Raw genomic sequence first — 20,486 nt, forward strand, 5'->3', positions numbered from 1 at the left:
TTGTGCGCGTGCGCATACCGGTTCCGATCACGGTCGGGGTGTCACGAACTGCGGCGACACCCGCCCTCCCCGACGGACACCGCTTCGCTGTCGTCTCGCGCACCGGAACCCCGACGATTCCCGGCTCGAGAGCACTTCGCCACCATTCCACACGAAAACAAACCGTGCCACCTGTTCGTACGTCCAGTAACTAAGTTACCGGCAGGTAGACCGGCATTCCGGACAGCGCCCGGCCGTGCCCGCGCGGCCCGTGCGGATGCCCGATTCGTCGCACGCCGCAGCGCCGTTCCGGAGTCGCCCCACGCGTGAGCGGCGCCCGCAAGCCTCCGCCTCCCCGCCGGGGCAGACCCGTCACCTGTGGTTTCGGAAAGAGACGCGGAACGCACGGCGGGAGACGCCCGTGTCGATCCGGCAATTCGATCCGGCAGTCTCGGTCGCCACCCGGCCGGTGCCGACACCGTCCCCGGTTCGTCCACCGATTGGACAATTCACTTTCGGCGTCCGACGTGACCTCGGACACAGCGGGCGCGCGCAGGCCACGCCCGCGGAATGCCGCACCCCCACGAGTCAGCGCGCGGCACACCCGCATTCCGGGCAGGAACCGTCCGACGTCCAGCCTGCCAACAGCGGTCCGAGACGAGTACACGCCCTCGGCCCGGTCATCTCCCAGTGCGAGACGGAAAGGTCGTGCCGATGCACCTCGTCCGCGACGTAGGGCGCCCAGTCCCGGCCCGAGTCCGCGTCCGGCCCGGCCTGCGACGCGGCGCCGACGAACAGCATGCGCCCCTCGTACCGGCCCGGAACATGCCCCTCGAGCGCATCGAACGAGCGCTCGATGCTCGTCAGGACGGACGCCGACAGATCCGGGTCGATGTCGTCGGCGAGCACCTCGAGACCGTCCTCGACCCCACCGGGTCCGCCACCGTGGCTCGCATTCAGGGCCACTGCCGCCACCGAGACCGGATCGACCGAGGAGCGCACGGCGTCGGGCAGGGAGGAGTCGAGGAGCACGAGCGAACCGACCTCGAGTCCGGCCCGCTGGAGCTGGACCGCCATCTCGTGCGCGATCACTCCGCCGAGGGACCACCCCACCAGATGGAAGGGACCGTCCGGGTGGACCCGCCGGACCTCCGAGACGTACCGGCCCGCCCAGGACGCGATCGAATCGGGGAGATCCGACTCGCCCGACAGTGCCGGGGACTGCAATCCGTAGACCGGGCGGCCCGGCTCGACGTACCGGGCGAGCGATGCGAAACTCCAGGCGAGCCCGATCACCGGGTGCACGAAGAACACCGGATCGCGCCCCTCGTCGCCCTCGCGCAGCGGCAGCAGCACGGCCAGGGCCGAGTCGGAGCCTCCGCTTGCCGCCGGCTCCTCGTCCGCCGACCGCTCGATCCGGGCCGCCAGGTCGGCCACCGCCGGATGAGCGAACACCCATTCGAGCGGGATCGGACGATCGAGTCGGCGGGTGAGCTCACGGGTCACCCGCACGGCCACGAGGGACGACCCGCCGAGAACGAAGAAGTCGTCGTCGGATCCGACCCGGTCCGCGGCGAGGACGTCCGCGAACACCTGCGCAACCGCGCGCTCGACCGGCGTCGCCGCAGCCCGGTAGGACGCCCGCGCGGGCATCGGCACGGGCAGCGCGCCACGATCGACCTTGCCCGTCGCCCCGACGGGGAGCCGGTCCAGGCGCACGATCGAAGCCGGCACCATGTAGTTCGGCAGTTCGTCCGCGAGCTCGCTGCGTAGGGACGTCGCATCGAAGTCCGATTCGTTCTGTGCAGCAACGACATACGCGACGATCCGCGCGCCGGTCGCCGCGTCCTGATGCACCGTCGCGACCGCGGCCGACACGATGGGCAGGCGCAGCAGCGCGGCCTCGATGTCGCCGAGCTCGATCCGGAATCCGCGAAGCTTGACCTGGGAGTCGCCACGCCCGACGTGCTCGAGGACTCCCTCAGCGGTCCACCGGGCCAGATCGCCGGTGCGGTACAGCCGTCCCCCGGCCCCGAAGGGGTCGGCAACGAACCGGTCCGCGGTCACCCCGGGGCTTCCGCTGTATCCCCGCGCGAGCTGCCGGCCCGCCAGATAGAGCTCACCGGTCACTCCGGTGGGCACGGGGCGCAGGCGCCGGTCGAGTACATAGACGCGGGTGTTCCACTCGGGCAACCCGATCGGCACCTGGTCGGCGTCCGCCGCCGTGACCCGGTGTGCCGTGACCGACACGGCCGCCTCGGTGGGTCCGTAAAGATTGACGAGTTCCGCCCGGCTCGACCGGCGGCACGCCCCGGCGACAGCCCCCGGGAGCGTCTCCCCGATCGAGAGCACCCGTCGCACCGAGGTGGGCAGCTCTCCGCCTGCACCAGAGATCAGGGCGCTCAGCAGTGAGGGAACCAGGTACAGCGTCGTGACGGCTTCGCGTTCGACGAGCGCGAGCAGGCGGTCCGGATCGCGGCGGGACTCGGGATCGGCAACCACCAGCCGGCCGCCGCATGTCGTGGCGCCCCAGAACTCCCACACCGACAGGTCGAACGTGGCCACGGTCCGCTGTACCGTCACCTCCCCCGGACCGAACTCGAACTCCGCATGCAGCCAACGCAACTGGTTGACCACCGCGCCGTGGTCCACCGCCACGCCCTTGGGCACACCCGTCGATCCCGACGTGAACAAGATGTAGGCGAGGTTCGCGGGATGCAGCGGCGCAGTCCTGTCCGCGTCGGTCACCGGGGCCGCCGAGTGCTGCGACAGATCCACCCTCGAGACATCGAGAACCCGGACCGGCTCCGGCACCACCTCGCTCGCGACGCCGGCGGATGCCGCGGACACGAGCACCGTCGCCGGCCGCGCCGCCGCGACCATGCGCACCAGCCGTGCGGCCGGAAGCGACGGATCGAGCGGAACGTACGCGCCCCCGGCGGCGGACACCGCGTACATCGCGACGACGAGCTCCACCGATCCGGGAATCAGCAGACCGACCCGGACCTCCGGCCCGACACCCACCGCCACCAGCGCGCGGGCCAGCCGGGCGACGCGGTCGCCGAGTTCACCGTACGTCAACTGCACCCTGTCCCCGACGAGCGCGACCTCGTCCGGGCGTTCGCGTACCTGGCGCCGGAGCAGATCGGGCAAGCAGTCGCCGACCGCACAGTCGCCGCCCGCACGGTCGCCGCCCGGACTGTCGACGCGGGTGTCGTTCGCGGCCTCGAGCAGCGCCTGTCGTTCCCCGTCGACGAGGAGATCGGCGTCGCCGACCGCGCGGTCGGGAGCCGAGACCAGTTCGCCCAGGATCCGGACGAACCGGTCCGCGACGGACGCCGCCGCGTGGCCGTCGAAGAGATCGGTGGCGTACGACAGATGCCCGCCGATCCCCGCCGGCGTCCCGTCCGCCGCGTAGCTGTCACCGACGATCAGGTGCAGGTCGAACTGGGCGATCTCCCCTGTGACGTCGACCCGGGCCGCCGTCAGGCCGGGGAGTTCGAAATCGACCGCTCCGAGGTTCTGGAACGACAGGCCCACCTGGAACAGCGGATGCCGCGCCATGGACCGGGCCGGCGCCAGCGCCTCGACGAGCTGTTCGAACGGGACGTCCGCGTGGGCCAGGGCCTGGAGGTTCTTCTCCCGGGCCTGCGCGAGCAGCGAAGTGAAGGAGGCGGCCGGGTCGACCCGCGTCCGGAACACGAGGGTGTTCACGAACATCCCGATCAGGTCGTCGAGGGCTGCCTCGCCTCGGCCGGCCACCGGGGTGCCCACGGCGACGTCCTCGGTGCCGGACAGCCGGGCCAGCAGCACCGCGAAGGCGGCGTGCACGACGGTGAACGGCGTCGTCCTCGTTGCCGCCGCGAGTGCCGCCACCCTGCCGTGCAGGTCCGCATCGATCGTGACGGGAACCCGGTCGCCCCGGTAGGACTGAACCGGGGGCCGCGGCCGGGTCGTGGGCACCGGCAACTGGTCGGGCAGACCGGCCAGTTCGTCGGCCCAGAAGGCGAGCTGGCGGGAGACACGCGACGCCGGGTCGGTTTCGCTGCCCAACAGGTCCCGCTGCCACAGGGTGTAGTCCGCGTACTGCACGGGAAGTGGCTGCCACGCAGGTTCGCGGCCCGCCTGGCGCGCGCTGTACGCGTGGGCCAGATCACGGACGAGCGGCGCCACGGAGTATCCGTCCGCTGCGATGTGGTGCACCACGACGAGCAGGACGTGTTCGGCCGGGGACAACCGGAACAGCCGCACGAGGACCGGCACGGACCCGGTGACATCGAACCGGGTCGCCGCCGCCGACCGGACGGCGGCGCGGAGTGCCGGTTCGTCGACGTCCGTCGGGTCCAGGGCGGGCGCACCGGCGCCGGCGGGCAGTATCTGCTGGACCGGCACCCCGTCGACCTCGGGGTAGAAGGTCCGGAGGACCTCGTGGCGGGCGACGACGTCGGCGATCGCCGACTGCAGCGCCGCCCGATCGAGTCGCCCGGTCAGCCGCACTGCCATCGGAATGTTGTAGGCCGCGGCGGTCGCCTCGAACCGGCTGAGGAACCACATCCGCTGCTGGGCGGGCGACAGCGGAATCCGTTCCGGACGCGGCCGGGCGGCCAGGGCGGGCGAGCCGCCGGACCCGATGCGGCGTTCCACGGCTGCCGCCAGCGACTCGATCGTCGACGCCTCGAAGATCACGCGCACGGGGACCGACGCGTGCAGCGCCGCCCCGAGCCGGGCGACGACGCGCGTGGCGATCAGCGAATTCCCGCCGAGCGCGAAGAAGTCGTCGTCGAGACCGAGTCGCTCCGCGCCGAGCACCTCCCCGATCACCGAGGCGACGGTCCTTTCGACCGCGGTGGCGGGCGGGCGGAACTCCCGGACGGCCGGGACGGGTTCGGGCAGGGCTCGGCGATCCACCTTCCCGGAGGTGGTGAGCGGGAGCGTCCCGAGCACGGTCACCACGTCGGGCACCATGTACCGCGGCAGCACGCGTCCCACGGCCGCACGAACGGTGGCACCGTCGACCGCGGCACCGTCCGCCGGCACGACGTACGCGGTGAGCTGCGCACCGTGGGTCCCGTCGTGGACGGTCACGGCGGCCTGCGCGATCTCCGGCTGCGCCAGGAGTGCCGCCTCGATCTCCCCCAGCTCGATTCGCAGGCCGCGCACCTTCACCTGGAAGTCGTTGCGGCCCAGGAATTCGAGGGTTCCGTCCGGCAACCATCGGACCCGGTCGCCGGTGCGGTACATCCGCGCCCCGCCGGGGTGCGCGACGAACCGTTCCGCGGACAGATCCGGTCGGCCGTGGTAGCCACGGGCAAGTTGCACCCCACCGAGATACAGCTCCCCCGGCACCCCGATCGGCACCGGGTTCAGCCGCCCGTCGAGAACGTAGGCGGTGGTGTTGCGGATCGGGTGGCCGATCGGAACGGTGCCGGCATCGCCGCGACGTCCGTCGCACCGCAGCACGGTCGCGGTGACGGTCGCCTCGGTCGGACCGTACGTGTTGTCCAGCAGCGCATCCGAGCGTTCCGCGAATCGTGCCGCGAGCTCGGCGGGCAGCGCCTCGCCACCGACGGACAGATACCTGAGCGTCGCCGGAAGTTCGAGGTCGGGATCCGCGAGGAACAGGGCGAGCATCGTCGGGACGAACTCGAGGATGCCGACGGCCCACTGCTGCGAGAGACGGGCCAGGTAGTCCGGGTCGCGATGGCCTCCCGGTGCCGCGATCACGAGGCGTGCACCGACCTGCAACGGGAAGAACAGCTCCCACACCGACGCGTCGAACGTGACAGGGGTCTTCTGCAGAGCCGTGTCCCCGACGCCGAAGTCGTAGCGTTCGCGCATCCAGGTCATCTGGTTGACGACGGCGCCGTGGGTGACGGCTACCCCCTTGGGCCGGCCCGTCGACCCGGAGGTGTAGAGCACGTAGGCGATGTGCGCCTCGTGCGGCGGCGCCAGCCGCTCGTGGTCGGCGAACTCGGTGACCGGCGTCGGTGCGACGTCCGATTCGTCGACCACGAGCACCGGGACGGATCCGGGGAGCGTGCCCCGGTCGTGCGTCGTGGTCAGTACCAGCACCGGCTCGGCGGTGTCGAGGACGTACGCCGTTCGCTCGGCGGGATGCTCCGGGTCGAGCGGCACGTACCCGCCACCGGCCCGGAGCACCGCATAGATGCCGACCATCATCTCGACCGATCGGCTCATGTGGACACCGACCAGGCGCTCGGGACCGACGCCGCACGCGACGAGACGCCGTGCGAGCCGGTCCACCCGGGAGGCGAACTGCGCGTAGGTCAGCGCGGTGTCCTCGAAGACGACTGCCGTCGCGTCCGGGGTGCGCCGCGCCTGCCGGGTGAACGCGTCCAGGACCGACCGGTCGCCGAGCGGCGCAGCCGTCCGGTTCAGCTCGTCGAGCCGGGCGCGTTCCTCCGCCGTGCGCAGGTCGATGCCGCCGACCGCAACGCCCGGATCGGCCGCCGCCACCTCCAGGATCGACACGAGCCTCGCAGCGAACGTCCGCACGGTGCCCTCGTCGAACAGGTCACAGGCGTAGACGACGGACCCGGCTATCCCCTCGCGGCGACCCTGCTCGTCGCGCATCTCGGTCAGGTGGAGCTCGAGGTCGAGTTTGGCGCCGCCCGGGGGCGTTCCGACCGGCGCGATCTGCAGGTCCGGCAGTGCGATCTCGGAGCGGGCGAAGTTGTGCACCACGAGCAGCACCTGGAACAGCGCCGAATGCGCGGTGGACCGGACGGGATCGAGGACCTCCACGAGACGTTCGAGCGGAACGTCGGGGTTGCCGAACGCGGCGAGGTCGACCTCTCGCACGGCGGCGAGGATCTCGGCGAAGGTGGCGTCCGGGTCGATCCGGGTACGCAGCACGAGGGTGTTGCCGAACATCCCCACGAGATCGTCCAGTGCCTCCTCGCCGCGGCCGGCGACCTGTGCCCCGACGGGGATGTCGTCGGTACCGGACAGGCGGGCCAGCAGGACCGCGAGCGCGGCGTGCACGAGCATGAAGAACGTCACCCCGTGGTCCCGCGAGAGCCGATCGAGCCGGGCGGCCGACGACTCGTCCAGTGTGAAGTCGACGCTCGCGCCGCGTCCGGTCTGCACGGCGGGCCGCGGGCGGTCGGTCGGCAGCTCCAGCAGGTCCGGCAGGCCCGCCAGCGCCGTGGTCCAGTAGTGCATCTGACGCGAGAGCAGCGAGTCGGGGTCGTCCTCGGATCCCAGCACATCCTGTTGCCACAGTGCGTAGTCGGCGTACTGGACGGGCAGGGGTTCCCACGCCGGCTCGTCGCCCGCTCTCCGGGCCAGGTACGCGGTGGCCAGGTCCCGGGCCATCGGGGCCCGGGATCCGCCGTCGCCGGCGATGTGGTGGACGACGACGACCAGCACGTGGTCCCGGTCGGTGAGGCGCAGCAGGGCCGCCCGGACGGGTACCGCGGCGGTGACGTCGAAGCCGCGGGAGACGAGTGCGGCGATCCGCGAGGGCAGCTCGTCCTCGGTCACGTCCTGCGGCGCCGGATCGACCGGTACGTCCTCGACCGGCACGATCACCTGGAACGGTCCGGCATCGGAGTCGGGGAAGACGGTGCGCAGCGCCTCGTGCCGGGCGAGCAGGTCGCGCAGTGCCGCCTGCAGGGCGGGCACGTCCAGCTCGCCGGTCAGTCGCAGCACGAGCGGGATGTTGAAGGCGGCGGAGTCCGGGTCGAACCGGTTGAAGAACCACATCCGCCGCTGCGCGAGCGACAGCGGAATCCGCTCGGGGCGCTGCCGGCGCCGCAGGGGCGTCCGGGACGGGACGGCGATGGGGTCCCCCATCCGCGCCGCCAGGGCCGACACCGTGGGCGCCTCGAACAACGTCCGCACCGGCACCCGGACGCCGAGGGCGGCATCGAGCCGCGCGACGACCTGCATCGCGAGCAGCGAGTTGCCGCCGAGCGCGAAGAAGTCGTCGGCGCGGCCGACCCGCTCGAGCCCGAGCACGGCGCCGTACACGTCTGCGACCGCCTGCTCGTCGTCCGTCGCCGGGGCGCAGTACTCGGTCGACTCGGGCTGCGGCACCGGCAGTGCCCGCTTGTCCAGCTTGCCTCCGCCGGTGAGGGGCAGGGCGTCGAGCACGACGACACGGCCGGGCACCATGTGGTGCGGCAGCTTCCCGGCGAGGAACTCGCGCAGGTGTGCAGGGTCGGGCACGGCGCCGGCGGCGCCGACGACGTAACCGACCAGCCTGTCCCCGCCGTGCGGATCGGGGTGCAGCACCGTCGCCGCCTGCGCGACCGACGGATGCCGCTCGAGCGCGGCGTCGATCTCGCCGAGTTCGACCCGGAATCCACGCAGCTTGACCTGGGAGTCGCCGCGCCCGAGGTATTCCAGCTCGGCGACCGCACCGGTGCCGCGCCATCGCACCAGGTCACCGGTTCGGTACATCCGGGTGCCCGGCGTCCCGAACGGATTCGCCACGAACCGCGCGGCCGACAGGCCGCTGCGCCGGTGGTATCCCCGAGCGAGAGCAGTCCCGGCCAGGTACAGCTCGCCCACGACGCCGGTCGGCACCGGCCGCAGCCGGGAGTCGAGCACCAGTGCGGACACTCCCGGGACGGGCCGGCCGACGGTCACCGGACGCCCGGGCTGCAGCCGCGCGAACGAGGAGATGATCGTCGTCTCGGTCGGCCCGTAGCCGTTGAAGTACTTCCGCCCCGGCGCCCACCGTGCCAGCAGGTGCGGCGAGGTCACGTCCCCGCCGACCGATACGGCCTCGAGGCTCTCGAGGCCCGACGGATCGACCGTCCCGAGGACGGCCGGGGTGATGATGGTGTGGCTGACCCGTTCGGCCCGGATCAGTTCCGCCAGTTCCGGCCCGCCGACGATCGTGGACGGCACCACGACCAGCGTCGCACCCTGGGAGAACGCGACCATCCATTCGAGCACCGACGGGTCGAAACTCGGCGAGCACACGTGCAGGAAGCGCGCCCGCGACGTCACGCCGTACAGGGTCACGGCGGTCTCGAGGAGCGGGTCGAGGCCGGCGTGGGTGACCACCACTCCCTTGGGCTGCCCGGTCGACCCCGACGTGTAGATGACGTATGCCGCGTGCTGCGCCGACAGCGGCCGTACGCGCTCGGGCACCCCGGCGGCGGATCGTGCCGCGACGGCCCGCGCGAACTCGGGATCGTCCAGTTCCAGCCGGACCGCGGATCCGGGCAGCGCGGAGGCGTATTCGGTGGAGGTGAGGCACACCGCCGCACCGGAATCGGCGAGCATGTACCGGACCCGGTCCACCGGATAGGACGGGTCCACCGGAAGGTGCGCGGCGCCGGCCTTCGCGACCGCCCACACCCCGAGCACCATCTCGTACGAACGCGGGAACGCCAGGGCCACGACGTCGTCGGGGCCGATGCCGCGTGCGGCCAGCTCCCGCGCGAGCCGCGACGACGACTCGTCGAGTTCGCGGTAGGTGATCGTCCGGTCCCGGTACCGGACGGCCGGCGCCTCGGGGTTGCGAGAGACCGCCGCCGTCAGGATCTCGGCAAGCGTGCGGGCACCGCCCGGCGCGGCGTCCGGGACCCGCGTGAGCCGGGCGGCCTCGTCGCCGGTGAGGAGCGCGAGGTCGCCGACCGGCACGGCCGGCTCCGCCACGGCGCCGGCCAGCAACCGCACGAACCGTCGCGCGAATCCGGCCACCGTCTCGTCGTCGAACAGATCCCGGGCGAAGACGAGCTTCGCCGACATTCCCGCCGGTTCCCCGTCGAGGTCCGTGTGCTCGCGCAGGGTCAGCGACAGGTCGAACTTCGCGGTGGTCACCTCGAACGGCACCGCCGCCAGGCTCAGGCCCGGCAGCTCGAGCCCCGCCGGGGGCAGGTTCTCGAGTGCGAGGGCCACCTGGAACAGCGGGTGCCGCGCGGTCGAACGCTCCGGCGCGAGCAGTTCCACCACCCGCTCGAAGGGGATCTCCGCGTGGGCGAACGCCTCGAGGTCGCTGTCGCGGACTCGTGCGAGGTGGTCCGCGAACCCGGAACCGGGATCGATCCGGGTCCGCAACACCAGGGTGTTGACGAACATGCCGACCATCTCGTCCAGCGCGGCGTCACCGCGGCCGGCGACCGCGGTACCCACGGCGATGTCGTGCGACGACGACATCCGGGCGAGGAACACCGCGAGTGCGGTGTGCAGGACCATGAACAGGGTCGACCCGTTCTGCCGCGCCAGTTCCGCGGCCCGCCGATGCGTCGGAGCATCGATGGCGAAGGCGATCCGGCCGCCGGCGAAGGACTGCACCGGGGGGCGGGCGCGGTCGGTCGGCAGGTGCAACTCCTCGGGCAGATCCGCGAGGACCCGCTGCCAGTACCGCGCCTGCGCCGCGAGTGGACTGCCGGCGTCCCCCTCCGATCCGAGCGCCTCGCGCTGCCACAGCGCGAAGTCCGCGTACTGCAGCGGCAGCGGCTCCCATCCGGGTTCCCCGCCGGCGGCACGCGCGGCATACGCGGTCATCAGATCTCGGGTCAGCGGCGCCATCGACCAACCGTCGGCGCTGATGTGGTGTGCCACGAACACGAGCACGTGCTCGTCGTCCGCGACGCGGAACAGCCGCACCCGGAACGGCACTTCGGCGGTCACGTCGAAACCGGTGGCCACCGCGTCGGCGATCCGGTCCGCCAGATCCGTCGGCCGCACCGACTCCGACACCCAGTCGGGCGTGTACCCGGCGACGGGAACGATCGCCTGGTACGGCAGCCCGTCCCGCTCCGGATACCGGGTCCGCAGGACCTCGTGCCGGGTTGCGATGTCGTACACGGACTCTCGCAGGGCACCGACGTCGAGTCGGCCCGTCAGCCGGATCGCCACCGGGATGTTGTCGGCCGCGGAGGTCGGATCGAACCGATTGAGGAACCACATCCGCTGCTGCGCGAACGACAGCGGCACGTGGTCCGGACGCTCCCGCGGCGTCAACGGAACCGACTGGGCCGCAAGGCTACCCGACTCCAGGTGCGCCGCCAACGCGGCCACGGTCGGCGCCGCGAACACCACCGGCACCGGCACCCGGGTCTCCAGGGCGGCGCCCAGGCGCGCCACCAACCGGGTCGCCAGCAGGGAATTCCCACCCAGCTCGAGGAAGGAATCGTCCAGTCCGACGCGCTCGCGGCCGAGCACCTCGGCGAACACCGACGCGACGGTCTCCTCGACCGGGGTGCGCGGCGCCCGGTATTCCCGTTGGGCGAACACCGGTTCGGGCAGCGCCGCCCGATCGAGCTTGCCCACCGGCGTGAGCGGCACCGCGTCGAGCACCGTCACCAGGGCAGGCACCATGTGGGCGGGCAACGTCTCGGCCAGCCCGGCGAGCACCGCCGGCACCTCCAGCCGGGTTCCGGCCGCCGGCAGCACGTACGAGACCAGTGCCGCCTCCCCGGACGGCAGCACCTTCCCGAGGGTCGCCGCGAACTCGATGTCGGGCCGCGCCGTCAGCGCGGCGTCGATCTCTCCCAGTTCCACCCGGAACCCGCGGATCTTGACCTGGAAATCGCTGCGCCCGAGGTACTCGATCGGACCGTCGGCCGCGCGGCGGACCAGGTCCCCCGTCCGGTACATCCGGGTTCCCGGATCCGACCCGAACGGATCGGCCACGAACCGCTCCGCCGTCAGCCCCGGTCGACGGTGGTAGCCGCGCGCGACCTGAGCGCCGGCCAGATACAGCTCACCGACCACCCCCGGCGGCACCGGCCGCAACCGGCCGTCGAGGACGTACGCTCCCACACCCGGGATCGGGGTGCCGATCGTGATCGGCTCGCCGGTCACCAGCGGCGCGCTGCTGGTGGCCAGGATCGTCGCCTCCGTAGGCCCGTACGCGTTGAAGAACCGCCGGCCGGGAGCCGACCAGCGGTTCACCAGTTCCGGTCCGAACGCCTCCCCGGCTGCCACCACGACCCGCAGGTCCGTCAGCCCCGCGGGATTCACCGAGCTCAGCGCCGCCGGGGTGATGAACACGTGCGTCACCGCAGCGGCAGCCAGGACGTCGGCCAGGTCGGCGCCGCCGCCCACCGATGCCGGCGCCACCACGACCGTCGCACCCGCGGAGAATCCGGTCAGCAACTCGAGCAGGGAGACGTCGAAGCTCGGCGAGCACACGTGCAGCACCCGCGCGTCCGCATCGACCTCGTAGTGCCCGCGCTCGGCGGAGATCACGCCGGCGATGCCGGCGTGCGTGACCGCCACCCCCTTGGGGCGGCCCGTGGAGCCGGACGTGTAGATCATCCACGCGATGTCGAGGCCCTCGAGCGCGCGTGTCCGGTCGGCGTACGAGATCGGATGCCCGGGCAACTGTCGGACCTGCCCGGCCGTCGCCGCGTCGTCGAGCCGCACCTGTTCGACCCCGGCGGGCACGGCGGCGGAGAAGTCGTTCACCGTCAGGCACAGGGCCGCGCCGGAGTCGGCCAGCATGAACTCCACCCGCTCGAACGGGTAGCGCGGATCGACGGGGACGAACGTCGCCCCCGACTTCGCCACCGCCCACAGCGCGAGCACCGACTCCAGGGAACGAGGTATCGCCACCGCGACCGCATCCCCCGGCCCGACGCCGCGACCGATCAGCCACCGTGCCCACCGCGACGACGTCTCGTCCAGTTCCCGGTACGACAGGGAGCCGCCCCCGGCGGCGCACACCACCGCCGGGTGGTCGCCGCGCTGTTCCACCGCAGACGTCAGCAGAGTCGGCAGCGGTGCCACGCGCGCGGCCCGGCTACGCGAACGGCCTGGTTCCCGGCGCCGCACCCCCGACTCCCGCCTCACGCGCCCGGACCTCGCTCTGCCCGGACCGGGCTCCTGCGTTGCACTACGGAACAGCTCCTTCCACGCGCGGGAAGAGAATGGAGAACTCGTCCCGCCCGCAGGCAATCTACCGGCCGGTATTCAGTTCCGCATACTCCACGGGTCGACGGCGGCCACTGTCGCCCACTCGTCACCCGCTGCGGCGGACCCCGCGGGAACCTCGTCGCGGTCGGTGACGACCACGACCCGAAGGTCCTCGGCCGGCGCGTCGTTCAATGCTTCTACCTGCGACGACGCGACGAACGCGTGGGTCACCCACTCGTCGGTCACCACGGCGGCGAGGTCGGCGTCCGGCTCTGGCACCACCACCACCGCACCGGCGATCCCGGCCGCCAGGATCGCGAAGACGCGCCACTGCTCCGCCGTACCGTCGCACACCAGCAACCGTGACTCGTAGTCCAGCTTCCCCGCCGCCCCTCCGCCGCGGGCGAGGGCGACCAGTTCGCCGTGGTCGACCACACGGCCGGCCACCCACAGCGCGGGGTGCTGCGGCTGCAGGACCCGGACCCGCTCCGAGTAGTCGACCGGACGGGCGGACAGCGCCGCCACGGTGGCCACCGTCGCCGGCTCGTCGAGGTACAGCCAGCGCGCAGCGGCGGAGGGCCGGACGTCCGCCCCGTGCGTCGCCAACCCGAGCCCGGGTGTCTGCGCGGCCGTGGAGCCGGAGACAGCAGGCACGATCGCGGCGCCCGCCTTGGTGATCGCCCAGAGCGCGATGACCAGTTCCGGCCCGGCCGGCGCGGCGACCGCGACACCGTCGCCGGGCCCGACACCCTGGGCGATGAGATACCGGGCCCACTGCGACGACCGGCGCTCGAGCTCGAGATAGGTGACCTCGGCACCGTCCGCGACGAACGCCGGGGCCTCCGGGTCGGACTCCACCGCGACCTGCCACTCCTGCGGCACGGTCCGCTCGACCCGGTCGGGGGCCGCCACCGGCTCGGGCTCGATGTCGGCGGGCGCCGAGCGCTCGGTCTCGGTCCGGATGTCGATGTCTCCGACCACGGCCCGAGGGCTCTCCGCGACGGCGCGCAGGACGGTCAGGAAACGTTCGGCGAAGGTGGCGACGGTGCCGGCGTCGAACAGGTCCACGGCATAGGTGAACCCGACGTGCATGCCGGCGGCCGTCCCGCCCGGGTGCTCGCGCGGATCGACCGTCACCTGCAGGTCGAACTTGGCGGCGAGTTCGCCGCCGTCGAGCGCCTCGACGGTGAGATCCGGCAGTTCGAGCCGCGCTGCCTCGGTGTTCTGGAACGACAGCACCGTCTGGAAGACCGGATGCCGGGCCGGGGAGCGCGCGGCGACCACGTCGTCGACCACCCGCTCGAACGGCACGTCGGCGTGACCGAACGCCTCGAGGTCGACCGCGCGGGCCCGGTCGAGCAACTCGGCGAAGGACGCCGCCGGGTCCACGTCCGTACGCAGCGCAAGGGTGTTGACGAACATCCCGACCAGGTCGTCGAGGCGCCGGTCGCCGCGGCCCGCGACCGGCGTGCCGACGACGATGTCGTGAGTGCCGCTGAGGCGGGCCAGCAGCACCGCGAGGGCCGCGTGGACCACCATGAACAGCGACGCCCGGTGCGCGAGCGCAAGCGCGTCGAGCCGCTGCCGGATCTGCTCGTCGACCTGCACGGCCACCGTGCCGCCGCGCAGCGACGGCTGCGGCGGCCGCGGCCGGTCCGTGGGCAGATCGAGGAGCTCGGGCACGCCCGTCAGGCGGGAACGCCAGTAGGCGAGCTGGGCACCGGCCGGGGACTGCGCGTCGTCGGCGTCGCCGAGGACCCGGCGTTGCCAGAGCGCATAGTCGGCGTACTGCACCTCGAGCGGCGCCCAGGCGGGAGCATCTCCGGACAACCGCGCCGCGTACGCGGTCATCAGGTCCCGCGCCAGCGGCGCCAGCGACGCACCGTCGGCGGAGATGTGGTGGACGACGAGAGCGAGCACGTGGTCGTCGGCGCCGACCGAGACGATCCGGCCGCGCACCGGCACCTGCGACGAGACGTCGAACCCTTCGGCAGCGAGGGCGACGACCTCGGCGAGCGCCTCCTGCTCGGATGCGGCCTCGACCGGCACCACCGCGGGCACGACGGCGTCGGCGTCGAGGATGCGCTGGTAGGGCCCCGTCTCGTCCTGCGGGTACAGGGTGCGCAGCGACTCGTGCCGGTCGATCACGTCGCGCACGGCCGCGGTGAGCGCCGCGGTGTCGAGGCGGCCGCGCAGCCGGATCGCGAGCGGGATGTTGTAGCTCGCGGAGGCGGGGTCGAGCTGGTTGAGCACCCACATGCGCTGCTGGGCGAGGGAGAGCGGCACCCGGTCGGGCCGGGACCCGGCGGTCAGCGCGGGCCGGGCCACCGACTCCGCGTGTGCGTCGGCCCGGGCGGCGAGTTCGGCCACCGTCGGCGCCTCGAACAGCTCACGGATCGCCAGGGCGGTTCCCAGCGACTCGTTGACCCGCGCGATCACCCGCGTCGCGATGAGCGAGTTGCCGCCGAGGTCGAAGAACGAGTCGTCCGCCCCGACTCCCTCGACGCCGAGCACGTCGGCGAAGACCTGTGCCACGACATGTTCGGCGTCGGTGACCGGCTCGCGGCGCGTGCCCGCGGTGGTGGTCGCCCTGGGCACCGGCAGGGCGCGCCGGTCGAGCTTGCCGTTGACGGTGAGGGGCAGCTCGTCGAGAACGACCACGACGTCCGGAACCATGTAGCCGGTGAGGAAGGCGCCGAGCTGCTCGCGCACGCGGGCCACGTCGAGGTCCTCCCCGGCGCGGGGCACCACGTATGCGACCAGCCGATCGCCGAGACCGTCGTCGCGGACCACCGCGACCGCCTGGGCCACCCCGTCGGCACGCACCAGCGCCGCCTCGACCTCGCCGAGTTCGATGCGGAATCCCCGCAACTGCACCTGCGCGTCGCTGCGCCCCGCGTACTCGAGCTCACCGTCGGCGTTCCACCGGGCGACGTCGCCGGTGCGGTAGAGCCGGCCCGACCCGAACGGGTCGGCGACGAACCGGGCGGCGGTCAGCCCCGGACGACCGAGGTAGCCACGCGAGAGCTGATCGCCCGAGACGTACACCTCGCCCGGCACGCCCACCGGGACGGGCTGCAGCAGCCGGTCGAGCACCCGCAGCCGCAGACCCGGCAGCGAGCGGCCGATCCGGCTGGCGGCACCGGCGCGGGCGTCGCCGCGGTCGAGGGCCCGGAACGACACGTGGACCGTGGTCTCGGTGATGCCGTACATGTTGACCAGGGTCGGGGCCACGGGCCGGCGCCCGTACCAGCCCTCGAGCCTGCCGAGGTCGAGGGCCTCGCCGCCGAACACGACGTAGCGCAGGGCGAGCGGACCGGCGTCGGGGCGCTCCACCGACGCCACCCGGTCGGCCTCGTCGAGCTGGAGGAACGCCGAGGGGGTCTGGTTCAGCACGGTGACCCGCTCGGCCCGCAGCAGCTCGAGGAACTGCTCGGGGGAGCGCGACGTGAGGTAGTCGACGACGACGAGCCGGCCGCCGTACAGGAGCGGTCCCCACAGCTCCCACACCGTGAAGTCGAACGCGTAGGAGTGGAACAGCGTCCACACGTCGTCGGAGCCGAACCCGAACAGCGGTTCGGCGTTGGCGAACAGGGTCAGCACGTTGCGGTGGGTGACCGCGACGCCTTTCGGGCGGCCCGTCGAGCCGGAGGTGTAGATGACGTACGCACGGTTGTCCGCGCGCAGCGGCGCGATCCGCTCGGCGTCGGTGACCGGCCCGCTCGGCGCGTGCGGGTCGTCGTCCTCGACGTGCACCCGTGGCAGGCCGAGGTCCGGCAGGACACCGCCTGCGTCGGTGAGGAGGCAGCGCGGCCGGGAGTCCTCGAGCATGTACCGCAGCCGCTCGGCGGGATAGGTGGTGTCGATGGGCAGATACGCGGCACCCGACTTGAGTACCGCCAGCAGTGCCACGATCAGGTCGGCCGACCGGGGCAGCGCGACGGCCACGAGCTCGTCCGGGCCCGCTCCGGCCGCGACGAGCCGCCGGGCCAGGCGGTTGGCCCGCGCGTCGAGCTCGGCGAACGTGAGGGTGCGTCCGGCGAACGTGACGGCCGGGGCGTCGGGGCTGCGGCGGACGACGGACTCGAAGCGGTCGACGAGGGTCGCCTCGGCAGGCACCGGGGCGCCGGGTCCGAGGCTGCTCCACTCGGTGAGGATCCGCTCGGCCTCGGCGTCGCCGAGGAACGGCAGCGTGCCGATCGGGGTGGCGGCGGACGTGGCGACGCCCCGCAGGATCCGGGTGAATCGGTCGGCGAAGGACGTCATCGTGGGGGCGTCGAAAAGGTCGGTGGCGTAGGTGAGTTCGACCGTCATCCCGCCCGGCGCGCCGCGGTCCGAGACCTGCTCGGCGACGGTGACCTGAAGGTCGAACTTCGCGATCGCCGTGTCGAATTCGACGCCGGAGATGCGCAGATCCGGCAGCTCGAGGGTGGACTGCGGCAGGTTCTGGAACGTGAGCATCACCTGGAACAGCGGGTGCCGGGCCTGCGAGCGGGGCGGGTCGAGCACCTCGACGAGGCGTTCGAACGGCACGTCTGCGTTCGCGAATGCCTCGAGGTCGGTGCCCCGCACCCGGGCGAGCAGGTCGGCGAACGACTCACCGGACACGACGGCGGTGCGCAGCACCAGGGTGTTGACGAACATGCCGATCACGTCGTCCAGAGCAGCCTCGCCGCGGCCCGCGACGGGGGTGCCGACGGCGATGTCGTCGGTGCCGGACAGGCGGGCCAGCAGCACGGCCAGCGCGGTGTGCACCACCATGAACACACTCGCGTTGTGGGTGCGGGCCAGCTCGGCGAGCGCGGCGTGCACTTCCTCGTCGATCGGGAAGCGAAGGGCGGCACCGCGATTGGAGGCGACGGCGGGGCGGGGACGATCGGCCGGGAGGCCGAGCTCCTCCGGCAGGTCCGCGAGCTGCGCGCGCCAGTAGGCGAGCTGCCGGGACAGCACCGACTCGGGATCGTCCTCGTCACCGAGCACCTCCCGCTGCCAGAGTGCATAGTCGGCGTACTGAACCGACAACGGCGGCAACGGGTTCGGCTCGTTGCGGGTACGCGCCCGATAGGAGGCGACGATGTCACGGGTCAGCGGCGTCATGGAGAAGCCGTCGCCGGAGATGTGGTGCACGACGAAGACGAGTACGTGCTCCTCGGCCGAGATCCGCAGCAGGGCGACGCGCCACGGCACGGCGGCGGTGACGTCGAACCCGGTGCCGACCAGTTCGAGGACCCGGGCGGGAACGTCCTCGATCTCGACGTCGACGGGCGTGAGATCCGGGACGGCCTCGGCCGCCGGCAGCACCACCTGGTAGCCGTCGCCGTCGATCTCCGGATACACGGTCCGCAGCGACTCGTGCCGGGCGACGAGGTCGGCGACCGCCCCCTGCAGGGCATCGACGTCGAGGTGTCCCGCGAGCCGGATCGCGACGGGGATGTTGTCGACCGCCGACTCGGGCGCGAAGCGGTTCAGGAACCACATCCGCTGCTGGGCGAGCGACAACGGGACCTGCTCGGGGCGGTCGCGGGCGACGAGCGGCAGGGCCCCGGAACCGGCCTGCGCCTCGAGCCGGTCGGCGAGGGCCTGCACCGTCGGGGCCTCGAACACCAGCGGCACCGGCACCCGGGTGTCGAGGACGGCGCCGAGCCGGGCGACGAGCCGGGTGGCGACGAGCGAGTTGCCACCGAGGTCGAGGAAGGAATCGTCGAGGCCGACTCGCTCGACGCCGAGGACGTCGGCGAAGACGTCGGCGACGGCCTGCTCGGTCGGGGTCTGCGGCGCCCGGTACTCGCGGACCGCGAAGACGGGGTCGGGAAGGGCCGCGCGGTCGAGCTTGCCGACGGGGTTGAGCGGCACCTCGGGGATGGGGACGACTGCCGCCGGCAGCATGTAGTCGGGCAGGAAGCCGGCCGCGAATTCGACGAGCGCACCGGTGTCGAGGTCCGCGGCCGCACCTGCCGGTACGACGTAGGAGACGAGCGCGGTCTCCCCGGACGGCAGCGGGCGGCCCACGGTGGTGGCGAACTCGACGTCCGGGTGCCGGACGAGGACCGCGTCGATCTCGGTGAGTTCGATGCGGTAGCCGCGGATCTTGACCTGGAAGTCGGAGCGGCCGAGGTACTCGATCGCACCGCCCTCGTCGCGGCGCACGAGGTCGCCGGTGCGGTACATGCGCGCCCCGCCGTCGGCGAACGGGTTGGCGACGAACCGGTCGGCGGTCAGACCCGGCCGGGCGTGGTATCCGAGCGCGAGCTGTGCGCCCGCCAGGTACAGCTCGCCGGTGACACCGGCGGGGACCGGCCGCAGGTGGGTGTCGAGCACGTAGGCGCCCACGCCGGGGATCGGGGTGCCGATGCGGATCGGCTCACCCGGGTGCAGGGCGGCGCTGCTGACCGCGAGGATGGTCGCCTCGGTCGGGCCGTAGCCGTTGAAGAAGTCGCGGTGGGGTGCGGCCCACCGTTCGACGAGATCGGGTCCGAAGCTCTCCCCCGCCACCACGACCACGCGCAGGTCGTCGAGTCCCCGAGGGTCCACCGACCCGAGGGCGGCGGGGGTGATGAACGTGTGGGTGACGCGCTCGGCCGCGAGCAGCTCCGAGAGGTCCGCGCCGCCGACGATCGTCGGCGGCGAGACCACGAGGGTCGCGCCCGCGCCGAAGGTGGCCAGCAGCTCGAGCATCGACACGTCGAAGCTGGGCGAGCAGATGTGCAGCACCCGGGCGTCCGCGGTGACCCGGTAGTGCTCACGCTCCGCGGTGATCAGCGAGCCGATGCCGCTGTGCGGGACGGAGACGCCCTTGGGCAGGCCCGTCGACCCGGAGGTGTAGATCATCCACGCCGGATGCAGCTCCGACAGGGGGCGGAGCCGGTCGGCGTACGACACCGGGTGGCTGGGGCGGGACGCGATGTCGGCGGCCACGGCGGGATCGTCGAGCGCGGTCCACTGCGTCGATCCCGGGAGAGCGCCGGCGAAGGCGGCCAGGGTCAGTCCGACGGCCGCACCCGAGTCGGACACCATGTGCTGAACCCGCTCGGCGGGGTACTTCGGATCCACGGGCAGGAAGGTCGCGCCCGACTTGGCGACCGCCCAGACGGACAGGACGGACTCCACCGAGCGCGGCACGGCAACGGCCACCACGTCGCCGGGCCCGATGCCCCGGGCGATCAGCACTCGCGCCAGCTGCGACGACCTCGCGTCCAACTCCCGGTACGTGAGGCCCGTTCCGCCGGGCGTGACGACCGCCGGATGGTCGCCGCGTTCCTCCACGGTCGACGCCAGCAGCTGGGGCAGCAGTGCCACCTGGGTGCGGGCACGCGCGCCGCGCTGGGGGCGGGCCGGCGCCGGTCGGCGGCTGCGGGCAGGGCGTTCGCGGTGCCTCCCGGCGGACGGCTCCGGAGCGATCGCCGGATCGCTCTCGCCCGGACTGCCGTCGTGTCGAGAAGACCGCATGTAGGTGCCCACATCCTTCGCTTCGATTCCGTTGCCAGCACGCGCGAACGATCAAGCATAGTCACTGCGCCCGGCGTCCTCGGCGGGACCGTACCGGCCGGTAGCCGCCACCCGTTCATCCACCGAGACGCCCGCGACGTTACCTTTACGGGCCCCACCTGCCCGAACGTGGTGGGGCTCCCCTCGACCGAAGGGAGCCCCACCACGCCGGCACGGCG

2 protein-coding genes are annotated in these 20,486 nt (G+C 72.6%); both read right to left on the reverse strand.

Annotated elements, in window-relative coordinates; all coding sequences use genetic code 11:
- Positions 1-567: 567 nt before the first annotated feature.
- Positions 568-12,696 (reverse strand): non-ribosomal peptide synthetase, encoded by a 12,129-nt coding sequence (locus F1734_RS19170; protein ID WP_238423982.1) that lies wholly within the window; start codon positions 12,694-12,696, stop codon positions 568-570.
- A 183-nt stretch (positions 12,697-12,879) separates the two neighbouring features.
- Positions 12,880-20,268, reverse strand: coding sequence for a non-ribosomal peptide synthetase (locus F1734_RS19175; RefSeq protein WP_238423985.1), 7,389 nt, complete (start codon positions 20,266-20,268; stop codon positions 12,880-12,882).
- Positions 20,269-20,486 lie beyond the last annotated feature (218 nt).

This window comes from Rhodococcus ruber (assembly GCF_016804345.1).
GTDB lineage: Bacteria > Actinomycetota > Actinomycetes > Mycobacteriales > Mycobacteriaceae > Rhodococcus > Rhodococcus ruber.